Origin of the sequence: Pantoea sp. Seng, assembly GCF_009829935.1 — a bacterium.
Taxonomy (GTDB): Bacteria; Pseudomonadota; Gammaproteobacteria; order Enterobacterales; family Enterobacteriaceae; genus Pantoea; species Pantoea communis.
Window position 1 is genome coordinate 163,152 of sequence record NZ_SZZV01000009.1, and the last position, 14,951, is coordinate 178,102.

General features: G+C 53.1%; 11 protein-coding genes. 6 read left to right on the forward strand and 5 right to left on the reverse strand.

Annotated features, from left to right (window positions below; genetic code table 11):
- Positions 1-15: 15 nt before the first annotated feature.
- The 6 genes from lptD to apaH are packed head-to-tail and all read left to right on the forward strand — an operon-like array spanning position 16 to position 6,840.
- Positions 16-2,388 carry an LPS assembly protein LptD gene (lptD, locus tag FD737_RS11680; protein WP_160833560.1) on the forward strand — a complete coding sequence of 791 codons (2,373 nt, stop codon included), beginning with the start codon at positions 16-18 and terminating at the stop codon, positions 2,386-2,388.
- Between the two features lie 54 nt (positions 2,389-2,442).
- On the forward strand, positions 2,443-3,738 hold the full coding sequence (gene surA, locus FD737_RS11685) for a peptidylprolyl isomerase SurA (protein ID WP_097118321.1): 1,296 nt from the start codon (positions 2,443-2,445) through the stop codon (positions 3,736-3,738).
- Entirely contained in the window at positions 3,728-4,720 is a 993-nt protein-coding gene (pdxA, locus tag FD737_RS11690) for a 4-hydroxythreonine-4-phosphate dehydrogenase PdxA (protein ID WP_097118320.1), read from the forward strand. Before surA ends, pdxA begins: the two co-directional genes overlap by 11 nt.
- The gene (gene rsmA, locus FD737_RS11695; protein ID WP_034826076.1) at positions 4,713-5,537 is read left to right on the forward strand and encodes a 16S rRNA (adenine(1518)-N(6)/adenine(1519)-N(6))-dimethyltransferase RsmA; all 825 of its coding nucleotides are present in this window, start codon (positions 4,713-4,715) and stop codon (positions 5,535-5,537) included. The genes pdxA and rsmA overlap by 8 nt, the downstream gene beginning before the upstream one ends.
- 4 nt (positions 5,538-5,541) lie before the next feature.
- Positions 5,542-5,919: a Co2+/Mg2+ efflux protein ApaG gene (apaG, locus tag FD737_RS11700; protein WP_034826077.1), complete on the forward strand. Its 378-nt coding sequence runs from the start codon at positions 5,542-5,544 to the stop codon at positions 5,917-5,919.
- A 51-nt stretch (positions 5,920-5,970) separates the two neighbouring features.
- A complete protein-coding gene (gene apaH, locus FD737_RS11705; RefSeq protein ID WP_160833561.1) occupies positions 5,971-6,840 on the forward strand; it encodes a bis(5'-nucleosyl)-tetraphosphatase (symmetrical) ApaH in 870 nt (289 codons plus the stop codon).
- Between the two features lie 145 nt (positions 6,841-6,985).
- Here apaH and folA read toward each other — a convergent pair whose 3' ends face one another.
- The 5 genes from folA to dapB form a co-directional block, all read right to left on the reverse strand.
- Positions 6,986-7,465: a type 3 dihydrofolate reductase gene (gene folA, locus FD737_RS11710; RefSeq protein ID WP_034826087.1), complete on the reverse strand. Its 480-nt coding sequence runs from the start codon at positions 7,463-7,465 to the stop codon at positions 6,986-6,988.
- Positions 7,466-7,752: 287 nt separating this feature from the next.
- The gene (locus FD737_RS11715) at positions 7,753-8,895 is read right to left on the reverse strand and encodes a porin (protein WP_160833562.1); all 1,143 of its coding nucleotides are present in this window, start codon (positions 8,893-8,895) and stop codon (positions 7,753-7,755) included.
- Between the two features lie 239 nt (positions 8,896-9,134).
- Entirely contained in the window at positions 9,135-12,359 is a 3,225-nt protein-coding gene (gene carB, locus FD737_RS11720) for a carbamoyl-phosphate synthase large subunit (protein ID WP_034826091.1), read from the reverse strand.
- A gap of 13 nt (positions 12,360-12,372) precedes the next feature.
- Entirely contained in the window at positions 12,373-13,521 is a 1,149-nt protein-coding gene (gene carA, locus FD737_RS11725; protein WP_058959360.1) for a glutamine-hydrolyzing carbamoyl-phosphate synthase small subunit, read from the reverse strand.
- A 471-nt stretch (positions 13,522-13,992) separates the two neighbouring features.
- Positions 13,993-14,808, reverse strand: coding sequence for a 4-hydroxy-tetrahydrodipicolinate reductase (gene dapB, locus FD737_RS11730; RefSeq protein ID WP_160833563.1), 816 nt, complete (start codon positions 14,806-14,808; stop codon positions 13,993-13,995).
- Positions 14,809-14,951 lie beyond the last annotated feature (143 nt).

Sequence of the window (14,951 nt, forward strand, 5' to 3'; positions counted from 1 at the left end):
AATCCCGAACCGCGTATGAAAAAACAGATACCTACCCTGCTGGCAACCATGATTGGTGCAGCGCTCTACAGTCAGCAGTCATTCGCCGACGATCTTATGTCGCAATGCATGCTGGGCGTGCCGAGCTATAACCGTCCGCTGGTCAGCGGCGACACCAATTCCCTGCCTGTCACCATCAACTCTGACTCGGCCAAGGGTAACTACCCGAATGACGCGGTATTCACGGGCAATGTTGATGTGCAGCAGGGCAACAGCCGCTTACGTGCCGATGAGATGCAACTGCATCAGCGTCAGCAGGATGGACAGACCACGCCAGTGCGTACCGTGGATGCGCTGGGTAATGTGCACTATGACGACAACCAGGTCATCCTGAAAGGTCCGAAAGCGTGGTCCAATCTGAACACCAAAGACACCAACGTGTGGAACGGTGATTACCAGATGGTGGGCCGTCAGGGCCGCGGCGTTGCCGATCAGATGAAACTGCGTGGCGACAACCGTTATACCATTCTGGAAAACGGCAGCTTCACCTCTTGCCTGCCCGGCTCTAATAGCTGGAGCGTGGTCGGTTCTGAAGTGATCCAGGACCGTCAGGAAGAAGTGGCGGAGATTTGGAACGCCCGCTTTAAACTCGGCAATGTGCCGGTGTTTTACAGCCCATATTTGCAGTTACCGATTGGCGATCGCCGTCGCTCCGGTTTCTTGATCCCGAATGCGAAGTACGGTAGTAACAACGGCTTCGAATTTATGCTGCCGTATTACTGGAACATCGCGCCACAGGCCGATGCCACCATTACGCCGCATTACATGAGCAAACGTGGTCTGCAATTGCAGAACGAATTCCGCTATCTGACCGTATTTGGTGCCGGTTTGATGGAGCTGGATTACCTGCCTTCAGATAAGCAGTACGATAACGATAAAGCGGTGCGTGGCATCGCTGAAAACGATAACTCAGATCGCTGGCTGTTCTACTGGCAGCATGCCGGCGTTTACGAGCAGCACTGGCGCTTCAACGCCAACTACACCAAGGTAAGTGACCCGTATTACTTCAACGATCTCGACTCGAAGTATTACAACTCTACTGACGGTTATGCGACGCAGAAATTCAGCTTTGGCTACGCGGACACCAACTGGGACGCCACGTTGTCGACCAAAGATTTCCAGGTGTTTGGCAGTACCAGCACGCGTAATATTTATCGTGCGATGCCTCAGCTTGACCTAAATTTCTATCAGAATGACATTGGTCCTTTTGACGGTCGTATTTTTGCTCAGGCGGTTAAATTTACCAACGTAAACAGCGAAATGCCTGAAGCCACGCGCCTTCATATCGAACCGACGTTGAATCTGCCACTATCCAATGGCTGGGCCAGTCTCGATACCGAAGCAAAATTCCTCGCTACCCACTATCAGCAGGATGGTATCGACAATTACAACAGCACTGTGGATGAAAATAGTGCTAGCGGTCAGCTGAAAAACTCCGTTAATCGTACCTTGCCGCAGTTCAAAGTGGATGGTCGCCTGGTGTTTGACCGTGATATGGATTGGGAACCTGGCTACACGCAAACGCTGGAACCGCGTGTGCAGTACCTCTATATCCCGTATCGCAACCAGAGCAGCATCTATCCGTACGACTCTACCCTGCTGCAAACCGACTATACCGGTCTGTTCCGCGATCGTACCTATAGCGGCCTGGATCGTATCGCGTCGGCTAACGAAGTCTCAACCGGTGTGACCACACGAATTTATGATAACGATCTGGTTGAACGTTTTAACGTTTCTGTGGGTCAAATCTACTCGTTTACCCCGTCTCGTACCGGCGTAAACCAGACGAGTGATGAGGATGATACCGGCAGCCTGGTGTGGGCCGGGGATACCTACTGGAAAATCAGCGATCGCTGGGGCGCGCGTGGCGGTCTGCAGTATGACACCCGTCTCGATAACGTTGCACAAGGCAACGCCATCCTGGAATACCGTCAGGATGCCGATCGTATGGTGCAGTTGAGCTATCGCTACAGCAGCCCGGAATACGTGGCGCAGGCGTTGAACAACTCCAGCTTGCTGACGAACCCGATCTACAAAAACGGGATTTCACAAGTTGGCGCAACCGCGAGTTGGCCAATTGCCGATGCCTGGTCACTGGTGGGCGGATATTACTACGATACCCGCAACAGTCGCCCTGCTGAGCAGTTAGTTGGCCTGCAGTACAGCTCGTGCTGCTACGCCATTCGTCTGGGTTACGAGCGCAAGATCAACGGTTGGGAAAACAACGACAGTAAGTACGACAACCAAATCTCATTCAACATTGAGCTACGTGGTCTGAGTTCTAACTATGGCTTAGGCACCAATGAAATGCTGCGTCAGGGCATCATCCCTTACCAGCGCGCTTTCTGATGTTGTGATGTTTTACAGGCTATCCCGCAGTGCGGAAACAACAATGGATAAAGTATGAAGAACTGGAGAATGCTGATTCTTGGTGTAGCGATCACCGCTAACACTGCGTTCGCAGCCCCACAAGAGCTTGATAAAGTTGCTGCCGTCGTGAATAACGGCGTGGTACTGGAAAGTGACGTTGATAACATGATGCGCACTGTGAAATCACAGGCGCAGCAAGCTCATCAACAGTTGCCTGATGACAAAACCTTGCGTCATCAGATCCTTGAGCGTCAGGTCATGGATGCCATCATTCTTCAGATGGGCGAGAAAGCCGGCCTGCAGGTCAGCGATCAGCAGTTGGATCAGGCAATCCAGAATATTGCCGCACAAAATAAGATGAGCATGGATCAGTTGCGCAGCCGCCTGGCCTATGACGGAATGAACTACAACGCCTACCGTGCGCAGATCCGTCAGGAAATGCTGATCTCTGAAGTGCGTAATAACGAAGTGCGCCGCCGTGTGACGATCCTGCCGCAGGAAGTCGATACGCTGGCAACGCAGATTGGTTCACAGAATACTCAGGGCACTGAACTGAACGTGAGCCAGATCTTGCTGCCACTGTCAGAAAACCCTACGCAGCAGCAGGTTGACGATCAGGAAGCGCTGGCGCGTCAATTGGTCGGTCAACTGAAAAGCGGTGCCGATTTCGGCAAAATGGCAGTGACCTACTCTGCCGATCCGCAGGCGCTGAAAGGCGGCAACATGGGTTGGGCGAAAATTGAAGAGTTGCCGACCCTGTTCTCGCAAGCGTTAAGCACCGCGAAGAAGGGCGACATCGTCGGCCCAATACGTTCTGGTGTTGGCTTCCATATTCTTAAAGTGAACGATCTGCGCGGTGAGAGTAAAAACATCTCTGTCACCGAAGTGCATGCACGCCATATTCTGCTGAAGCCTTCTCCGATCCTCACTGATGCGCAGGCACAAGCGAAGATCGAGCAGATCGCAGCTGACATCAAGAGTGGCAAAACCACCTTTGCTGCGGCGGCAAAACAGTTCTCTGACGATCCGGGTTCTGCTAACCAGGGTGGTGATCTCGGCTGGGCAACGCCTGAAATCTACGATCCTGCCTTCCGTGATGCGCTGCTGAAGCTGCAAAAAGGCCAGGTCAGTGAGCCGGTACACTCCTCCTTCGGCTGGCATCTGATTCAGTTACTGGATACCCGTCAGGTTGATAAAACCGATGCGGCGCAGAAAGAGCGTGCTTATCGTCTGCTGTTTAACCGTAAATTTGCCGAAGAAGCACAAACCTGGATGCAGGAACAACGCGCCAGTGCTTACGTGAAGATTCTGGACAACAATGGTCAGTAATTATCGTGTCGTGATTACCCCCGGCGAACCCGCCGGGATTGGTCCTGATCTCACCGTTCAACTGGCTCAGCTCGACTGGCCAGTTGAACTGGTGGTCTGTGCCGATGGCCATGTGCTGCGTCAGCGAGCCCAGCAACTGGGCTTACCGCTTACGCTGCGCGATTACCAACCGGGTGTTGCGGCACAAGTACAGCAGGCCGGTACGTTAACGCTGCTGCAGGTTGATACCGCGCAGCCGGTCACGCCTGGTGAATTAACCGTAGCGAATGGGCATTACGTATTGGAAACGCTGGCGCGTGCCTGCGACGGTTGCCTAAACGGTGAATTTGCTGCGTTGATTACCGGACCCGTGCACAAAGGCGTCATCAATGACGCCGGCATTCCGTTTACCGGTCATACCGAATTCTTCGCCGAGCGTGCCGGTGGCGATCGCGTGGTGATGATGCTGGCCACCGAAGAGTTACGCGTCGCGCTCGCCACTACGCATTTGCCGTTAAAAGATGTCGCTGATGCGATTACTCGCGACAGCCTGCATGAGGTGATTACGATTCTGCATCAGGATTTACAGCAGAAGTTCGGTTTACCCCATCCGCATATCTTTGTCTGCGGCCTGAATCCGCACGCGGGCGAAAGCGGCCATATGGGCCGTGAAGAAATTGATACTATCATTCCGGCGCTCGACGAACTGCGTCAGCAAGGTATACAGCTTACCGGCCCATTACCGGCTGATACGCTGTTCCAGCCGAAGTACCTACAGCATGCCGATGCGGTCCTGGCGATGTATCACGATCAGGGCTTACCGGTGCTAAAATTTCAGGGGTTTGGTCGCGCGGTGAATATCACCCTTGGCCTGCCCTTTATCCGGACTTCTGTCGACCATGGTACCGCGCTGGAATTAGCCGGCCAGGGCAAGGCGGAACCGGGCAGCTTTATCACGGCGCTTAATCTCGCCATCACTATGATCAAGAGCAGTAATGAATAATCGCGTCCATCAGGGGCATTTTGCCCGTAAACGTTTCGGGCAGAACTTCCTGAACGATCAGTACATTATCGACAGCATTGTCTCCGCTATTCACCCGCAGAAGGGAGAAGCGATTGTGGAGATTGGTCCCGGCCTGGGTGCCTTAACTGAACCGGTGGGCGAACGCCTCGATGAACTGACCGTTGTAGAGCTGGACCGCGATCTGGCTGCACGTTTGCAGACCCATCCGTTCCTCGGACCGAAGCTGACCATTTATCAGCAAGATGCCATGACTTTCGATTTCTCGGCGCTGGCGCAAGAGAAAGGTCAGCCACTACGTGTCTTTGGCAACCTGCCGTACAATATTTCGACCCCGCTGATGTTCCACCTTTTCAGCTATACTGGTTCGATTAAAGACATGCACTTCATGCTGCAGAAAGAAGTGGTAAACCGTTTGGTTGCCGGACCAGGCAGTAAAGCGTATGGCCGCCTGAGCGTGATGGCGCAGTACTATTGCCAGGTGATTCCGGTGCTGGAAGTTCCACCCGAATCCTTCACGCCTGCGCCAAAAGTTGATTCCGCCGTGGTGCGTTTGATGCCTTACCCAGAACCACCTTATCCGGTGAGCGATATTCGCCTGCTGAGCCGCATCACCACTGAAGCCTTTGGTCAACGCCGTAAAACCCTGCGTAACAGCCTTGCACATATGTTTACTGCGGGTGCGTTGGATGAACTGAACATTGATGCCTCGCTGCGTGCTGAGAATGTCACCGTGGCACAGTATTGCCAATTGGCGAACTGGCTGGGCAATCATCAGGCTGAAACCCCGGAGAAATAAGTGTATGAGTGAACTGGCCCGCGTCTGTATTCATGTATTGAGTCAATATGTGGAATCACAATCCTTGCCCGACGAGGATCGTTACGTGTTTGCCTACACCATCACCATACGTAATCTGGGACGAAATAGCGTTCAACTGCATAGTCGCTACTGGCTTATCACCAATGGCAACGGTCGTGAGACTGAAGTTCAGGGGGAAGGTGTGGTTGGCGAGCAACCGCACATTGCCGCTGGCGGTGAGTATCAGTACACCAGCGGTGCGATTCTGGAAACCCCTATGGGCACCATGCAAGGTCACTATGTGATGATCGACGATGAAGGTGAAGAATTTCACGTCGACATTCCGGTGTTCCGACTCGCCGTGCAAACCCACATACATTAATCCCCCTCCGCCCGGCCAGTCCGGGCGGCGCGTTTTGATCGGACTGACGTAATGAGTACATACCTGATTGGCGATATTCACGGCTGTTATGACGAGCTACGTGCGCTGCTGGCGCAGGTTGATTTCGATCCGCAGCAAGACGAGCTTTGGCTAACCGGCGACTTAGTGGCGCGTGGCCCGGGTTCGCTGGATGTGCTGCGCTATGTGAAATCGCTGGGAGATTGCGTACGACTGGTGCTCGGCAATCACGATCTGCATCTGCTGGCGGTTTATGCGGGCATCAGCCGTAACAAACCTAAAGATCGTCTGACGCCATTGTTAGAGGCGCAGGACGCGGATGAGCTGATCAACTGGTTACGTCGCCAGCCGCTGCTACAAGTGGATGAAGAGAAAAAGTTGTTGATGGCTCATGCGGGTATCACACCGCAGTGGGATCTCGACACGGCAAAACTCTGTGCGCGTGAAGTTGAAGCCGTGCTGGCCAGCGACACCTACCCGCTGTTCCTGGATGCGATGTACGGCGACATGCCGAACAACTGGACGCCGGAATTGAGCGGCTTGGCGCGTCTGCGCTTCAGTACCAATGCCCTGACGCGTATGCGCTTCTGCTTCCCCAACGGTCAGTTGGATATGATCTGCAAAGAAGCCCCCAACTCTGCTCCACCGCCGCTGAAACCCTGGTTCCTTGTTCCCGGCAAGATCAGCAGTGACTACACGCAGGTGTTTGGTCACTGGGCTTCACTGGAAGGCAAAGGGACGCCTGAGCACATTATCGGCCTGGATACCGGTTGCTGCTGGGGCGGCACGCTGACGCTGCTGCATTGGGAATCGCAACGCTATTATGTGCAGGCCTCTAACCGTGAGAAGGCGATGGCAGAGAGTGCCACCAGCGTACATCCGCCATTGAGCGACATGTCATAAACAAAAAGCCCCGCAACGTGAGCGGGGCTTTTTTTTGTTCGCTATAAAGGGTGGTTCTGAGATTTCCCGGTCGCCCTGTAGGGCAACACCACGACGAAATGAGACGATTTTCTCAGGGGCACATTGATGGGTGCCGGGATAAACATCAACGGCGATCTAAAATCTCAAAGCAGTAGCTGTGCGAGTTTTGCGCATCGGCGTCATGAAACTCGCTAAAGGTCGATTGCCACTCATCCGGCTCGTAATCCGGGAATTGGGTGTCACCTTCGACTTCGGCATCAATGTGTGTGAGATACAAACGATCGGCACGCGCCAGCATCTGTTCGTAAATGCGACCGCCACCGATCACCATGACCTCTTCCACGTCTCCCGCCGCTTTCACTGCTTCGTCCAGCGAAGTCACCCAGGTCACGCCTTCATGGGTGCCCGGCTGGCTGCTCACCACGATATTCAAACGTCCCGGTAGCGGGCGGCCGATTGATTCAAAGGTCAGACGCCCCATAATCACCGGCTTATTCAGCGTATTACGTTTAAACCACGCCAAATCAGCGGGCAGGTTCCATGGCATGGCATTTTCCATACCAATAATGCGATCGGCTGCCAGTGCTGCGATCAGACTAATCATGTTAAAAGACCTACAGGAAAAAAATTGGCGCAATGATACGTAAAGGCGAAAGTTTCGTCGATAGGCCGCCCCCGCTATTTGCGTAAAGCTCCTATGCGACCGCATTTTTGTTATTGGACAGAGTTTTACACCGACTTTCCCACCATACTTGGGAATAGACGCCATATTAGTCCGGCAGGACGCTATAACTCAGGGTGAAATGAGGCTTTAACGTGATGGAGTGTAAAGAAAACCGCACTGTCTTCGACAAAGAAAAACGGCTCCCGCAGGAGCCGTTGTCACGTCGATTAGAAATCGTAGCGCAGACGCACCAGGTTCATGTTACCCAGTGATTTGTCGGTGCTTGAGGTGATCACGTATTCGTAATCCACCTGGAAGCCGTAATCCAGTTTAGTGCTGATACCGACACCATTGTCGATACGCTTGTAGTTACGTCCATTGACGAACTCCAGACGGTCGCCCATGAAGTAAGGCTGGATAGATTTGACCGCGTACTGGCCAATTGGGAATTTGTAACCGGCGAAGTATTCCACGCCCCACGCATCATCCGCGAAGTAATTGTTAACCGTATTCTTCTTGGTTGGTGAGAAGTTCTGATACCAGCCTGCACCTGCAGACAGCGTCCAGTTATCCGGGGTCCAACTCAGCGCGGTACCGTAGATGTTCTGGTCATAGTCTTTGCTTTCACCGGTGCCTGGGTTATGGATATCTGCACGGGTGTAGTTCCATGCCGTGCCCCATGCCAGATCTTTGGTGATGTGATAGTTCACACCCAGTGAGCCGCCGCCTTTACGCTTGTAACGCAGGCCGTTGCCTGGCAGGTAGTTGTTATCTTCAAACAGGTATGAAGCGTAAACATCAACGTCGCCGAAGGTGTTTTTGTACTTCAGCATCTTACGTGAACGGTATGAACCGTCGTAGTCACCGTTGATACCGTTGCCCGGTGCCTGAGCCAGCATGTCGTAGTCCCAGATATCGGTCTTCGCGCCGACCACATCATAGTAAACGCTGTTCTGCTGACCAAAGGTCAACTGACCCCAGGTTTTGCTCTTCAGACCCGTGTACAGCTGACGACGCGTGGTGTTGTTCTGGCCATCGGCATAGTGGTTATCCCAACCCCACCAGGCCGGGAAGTTCACGCCCAGCTCGTAGTAGCTGACCCAGCTGATGTCATCAAACAGGTAGTAATCCGCGGAGAAACGGAAACGTGAACCACCATCGTAGCCGTTACGCTTGTACGATTGATCACTGACGCCAGCCTGATGCTGGAACTGAGGACGAATACTGCCGCCGACTTTGAAATCAAGACGACTAAGTGGATCGCCTGCCTGCGGATCCTGCTTCAGCAGGGTAATTTCCGCCTGGCTGGCGAGAGGCGCAGCAACTAATAACGCAGCCACTGCGCTGAGGGTGAAAGCACGCATTTTCATTTTTTATATCCCAGTTAAGGTGAGCGCTCTATTGATGAGCGCTCAAGATAGTACGGTGCGCTTACCGGGATCGTATTTATAATTTTGTGCGGATAATCCGAGGTGTAACCGTTATCGCATCAACTGATAAAAACTATGTCAAATCAATATATTTTTCACAAATAACCTTATTCAACCAATGATAAACAGGCGAAAAAACGGCTCCCAAAGGAGCCGTTTTCAGTCGGTCAACTTATTGATTAACCTTTGATTTGCGCATGCATTTCCTGCACTGAAATCACTTTCTCTGTCGGATCTGCATTCAACGCCATCGCGGTAGCAAATCCACCATTCAGCGTGGTGTCATAATGCACTTTATATTGCAGTGCACTGCGGCGAATCAGTTTGGAATCTTCAATCGCCTGACGACCTGCGGTGGTATTGACGATGTAGGTGTATTCGCCATTCTTCAGACGGTCCTGAATGTGTGGACGACCTTCATGCACCTTGTTAACCAGACGTGGGTTGATACCGGCCTCACCCAGCACCACAGCGGTGCCGTGTGTGGCGTCCAACTCGAAGCCAAACTTCTGCAGCTTCGCCGCCAGGTCAACGATACGTTTCTTATCGCCTTCGCGCACAGACAGTAACGCACGACCGGTTTTCTTCATGTTGCTCTGCGCACCTAGCATCGCTTTGGCGAACGCTTCCGCAAAGGTACGACCGACACCCATCACTTCGCCGGTAGAACGCATCTCTGGACCAAGAATCGGGTCAACACCCGGGAACTTGTTGAACGGTAGCACCACTTCTTTCACCGAATAATACGGTGGAATGATTTCTTTCGTGACGCCCTGCTCAGCCAGGGTTTTGCCTGCCATCACGCGCGCAGCCACTTTCGCTAAAGGTACGCCGGTCGCTTTAGACACGAATGGCACGGTACGCGCCGCACGTGGGTTCACCTCAATCAGGTAAACCTCGTTGTCCTTCACTGCAAACTGCACGTTCATCAAACCGCGTACGTTCAGCTCGAAAGCCAGTTTCTCGACCTGTTGACGCATCACGTTCTGGATTTCAGTGCTCAGCGTATAAGCCGGCAGTGAACAAGCGGAGTCACCTGAGTGAACGCCGGCTTGTTCGATGTGCTCCATGATGCCGCCAATCAGCACACGTTCACCGTCGCAAATCGCATCCACGTCGACTTCCACTGCATCATCCAGGAAGCGGTCCAGCAGAACCGGCGCATCATTGGAAACCGAAACCGCGGTCTGGAAGTAACGCTTCAGGTCGATTTCATCATAAACGATTTCCATCGCACGACCGCCCAGCACATAGGAAGGACGTACCACCAACGGATAACCGATACCTGCCGCTTTCTCAACAGCTTGCTCCAGCGTAGCCACGGTGGCGTTAGCCGGTTGCTTCAGGCTCAGGCGATCAACCGCCTGCTGGAAACGTTCACGGTCTTCAGCACGGTCAATCGCATCTGGGCTAGTGCCTATCACGGGCACACCTGCTGCTTCCAGCGCACGAGCCAGCTTCAGCGGGGTCTGGCCGCCGTACTGCACGATGACGCCTTTAGGCTTCTCGATGCGCACGATTTCCAGCACGTCTTCCAGCGTCACCGGTTCGAAGTACAAACGATCGGAGGTGTCGTAGTCAGTCGATACGGTTTCCGGGTTACAGTTCACCATAATGGTTTCGTAACCGTCGTCGCGCAGCGCCAGTGCCGCATGTACGCAGCAGTAATCGAACTCGATACCCTGACCGATACGGTTTGGACCGCCGCCCAAAATCATGATTTTGTCACGATCCTGGTTTGGATTGGCCTCGCACTCTTCTTCATAAGTGGAGTACATATAAGCGGTATCGGTGGAGAATTCCGCCGCACAGGTGTCTACGCGTTTGTAGACTGGGTGTAGGTTGAACTGCTGACGCAGTTTGCGAATTTCGCTCTCTGCCACGCCCGCCAGGTTTGCCAGACGCACGTCAGCAAAGCCTTTGCGCTTCAGTGCACGCAGGAAATCAGCATTCAGTGAGTTGACACCTTCACGCGCAACCTGCTCTTCCAGACGTACCAGCTCTTCGATTTGCACCAGGAACCAGCGGTCAATGTTAGTCAGGTTGAACACGCCATCCACCGACATACCGGCACGGAACGCATCCGCGATGTACCAGATACGGTCAGAACCGGCATCTTTCAGCTCACGGCGGATGCGGGTCAGGGCTTCGGCATCATCCAGATCCACTTTCGGGTCGAAGCCGTTTGCCCCCACTTCCAGACCGCGCAGCGCTTTCTGCATTGATTCCTGGAAGGTGCGGCCAATCGCCATCACTTCACCCACAGATTTCATCTGCGTGGTCAGGCGGTCATTGGCACCAGCGAACTTCTCGAAGTTGAAGCGAGGAATCTTGGTCACAACGTAGTCGATTGACGGCTCAAACGACGCCGGTGTACGACCGCCGGTGATGTCATTCATCAGCTCATCGAGAGTGAAGCCCACCGCCAGTTTCGCGGCGACTTTTGCAATCGGGAAACCGGTCGCTTTGGAAGCCAGCGCCGAGGAGCGCGACACGCGCGGGTTCATTTCGATAACCACAAGACGGCCGTCTTTTGGGTTAACCGAGAACTGCACGTTAGAACCGCCGGTTTCCACGCCGATTTCACGCAGTACCGCCAGCGAGGCGTTACGCATGATTTGGTATTCTTTATCCGTCAGGGTTTGCGCCGGTGCCACGGTGATCGAGTCGCCGGTATGGATACCCATCGCATCGAAGTTTTCGATCGAGCAGACGATGATGCAGTTGTCGTTTTTATCACGCACCACTTCCATCTCGTACTCTTTCCAGCCAATCAGCGACTCATCAATCAGCAGCTCATTGGTAGGGGAAAGATCCAGGCCACGCTCGCAAATCTCTTCGAACTCTTCGCGATTGTAAGCGATACCGCCACCGGTGCCGCCCATGGTAAAGGAAGGACGAATGATGCACGGGAAGCCTACATCTTCGGCCACGGCCAGTGCTTCTTCCATGGTATGCGCGATACCGGAACGCGCGGTGCCGAGGCCGATGCTTTTCATCGCCACGTCGAAACGGCGGCGGTCTTCAGCTTTATCGATGGCATCCGCGGTCGCACCGATCATGGTGACGCCGAACTCAGCCAGCACACCCTGACGCTCCAGCTCCAGCGCACAGTTCAGTGCAGTCTGGCCGCCCATGGTCGGCAGAACGGCATCCGGGCGCTCTTTTTCGATGATCTTACGTACTACTTCCCAGTGAATCGGCTCAATATAGGTCGCATCGGCCATTTCCGGGTCGGTCATGATGGTGGCCGGGTTGGAGTTGACCAGAATGACGCGGTAACCCTCTTCACGCAGCGCTTTACACGCCTGTGCACCGGAGTAGTCAAATTCACATGCCTGGCCGATAACGATCGGGCCAGCGCCAAGGATCAGGATGGATTTTATGTCTGTACGTTTTGGCATCGTGGGCTCCTGATTACTTCGCGTTAGAACGGTAAGCTTCGATCAGTTCGATAAAGTGATCGAACAGCGGCGCCGCATCGTGCGGGCCTGGGCTCGCTTCAGGGTGTCCCTGGAAGCTGAAGGCCGGTTTATCTGTGCGGTGAATACCTTGCACCGTCTGGTCGAACAGCGACACATGCGTGACACGCAGATTCGCTGGCAGCTGGCTGTCATCAACCGCGAAACCGTGGTTCTGCGCGGTAATCATCACCACATTGTTGTCGAGATCTTTGACCGGGTGGTTGCCGCCGTGGTGACCGAGTTTCATCTTCACGGTTTTTGCACCGCTTGCCAGCGCCAGCAGCTGATGGCCGAGGCAAATACCAAACACCGGAATATCAGTTTTCAGGAAGGCCTGAATGGCGTTGATGGCGTAATCGCAAGGCTCCGGGTCACCAGGACCGTTCGACAGGAAAATGCCGTCTGGATTGAGTGCCAGCACCTCTTCTGCGCTGGTCTTTGCTGGGACAACGGTCAAACGGCAACCGCGATCCACCAGCATTCGCAGGATGTTGCGCTTAGCGCCGAAGTCATAGGCGACAACGTGGAATGGCAGCTCTGCAGCCGTTTTCTGCTCAGGCAAATCCCCTTCCAGTGTCCAGCTACCCTGCTGCCACGCGTAAGTTTCCGCCGTGGTCACTTCTTTCGCCAGGTCCATGCCTTTCAAGCCCGGGAAGGCCTGCGCTTTTTGCAGCGCCAGTGCCGCATCCGGATTATCACCCGCGATAATGCAGCCGCTCTGAGCGCCCTTCTCGCGCAGCAAACGGGTCAGTTTGCGCGTGTCGATATCGGCGATGCCGACAATGTTATTGCGCTGCAAGTAAGCTGACAGGCTTTCTTCACTACGGAAGTTGCTGGTGATCAGCGGCAGGTCGCGAATAACGAGGCCTTGAGCATGGATTTGGCTGGATTCTTCATCGGCGGCGTTAACGCCAACATTGCCGATATGGGGATAAGTGAGGGTAACGATTTGGCGGGAATAGGAAGGATCAGTGAGGATTTCTTGATAACCAGTCATTGACGTGTTGAAAACGACTTCCCCCACTGCCGACCCCGTTGCCCCGATGGCCCGACCGTGGAATTGGGTTCCGTCTTCCAGAACCAAGAGCGCTGACTTAATCAAAACATCCTCCAGGGAATAAACAGTCACAATATTTGCATATTAATTCAAAATACATGCCCGAATCAATGCAAAATCCGCCTGAATGCTCGAATTTTGGCAAATTGCGCGCATTCTAATGATCGACCTTCAGCTTGTCTACCCTGAGTGGCTATTTTTTTGTATTTTTAAGGCTGTTGAATGTTAAAAAGCGAGAAAGGCGATAAAAGAGTGAGATAAGTGAGGAAAATAAACGGTTGCTAAGCGGCAATAATCGCAAACACGTGCTACCGCGCATAAATTTTTGACCAAATGGTCAAAAATCGCATCTTACTGACCTCCCGATAGAACTAAACATTGAAAAATAGTCACCAAAAGACAAAAATACAATTAAGCCATCATTTTAATAAGTAAAATAAAGGGCAATGATCACATTGCCCTATTCAATCATCATCTTACCGATTGAAATAACCACATCACGATGGTTCACAACACTCACAACATCGATAAATCCAGCACATCCCGCATATCATAGAGGCCAGATTTCTTGTTCTTCAACCAACTTGCCGCCTTAACTGCGCCATTAGCAAAGGTCATGCGGCTGGAAGCCTTATGGGTAATCTCTACACGCTCGCCAATATCAGCAAACATCGCGGTATGTTCACCAACAATATCGCCTGCGCGTACGGTAGCAAAGCCGATGGTCTGTGCTTGACGCTCGCCGGTATGGCCTTCGCGTGCGTAAACCGCGTGCTCGTCCAATTTCCAGTTCATCGCATCGGCAATCGCTTCGCCCATCGCTAACGCTGTACCTGATGGTGCATCAACTTTATGACGGTGGTGCGCTTCCACAATTTCAATATCAGCATAGTCACCCATCACTTTGGCTGCTTGCTGCAGCAGATTCAGCACCAGGTTCACACCAACACTAAAGTTAGCGGCAAACACAATGCCAATTTCTTCGGCAGCGGCGCGAATCGCTTCTTTACCTGCCTCATCAAAGCCGGTGGTGCCAATTACCATCGCCTTTTTATGCTTGCGGCAGAATGCCAGGTATTCCAGCGTACCTTCCGGACGAGTAAAGTCGATCAGCACATCAAAATCATTGACCACTTTCAGCAAATCATCGGTAACGGTAATACCGGTTTTACCGATACCAGCCAGTTCTCCTGCGTCAGCGCCCAGCAGTGAAGAACCGCTACGTGCCAGTGCTGCGCCTAACGCGACACCTTCCGCTTGCTGCACGGCCTGAATTAAATTGCGTCCCATGCGGCCTGGCGCACCAACGATAGCAATGCGGATATCACTCATAATTATTCATTCCTGATACAAATCTATGCATGCAAAGCGTAAACAGGTTAACGGTCAGATAACAGTCACGCCACAATAAAAAAGGGATAATAAGAATTTTATGCCAGCCGCCAAACATTATCAGTAAAAGCAATCCCACCTGC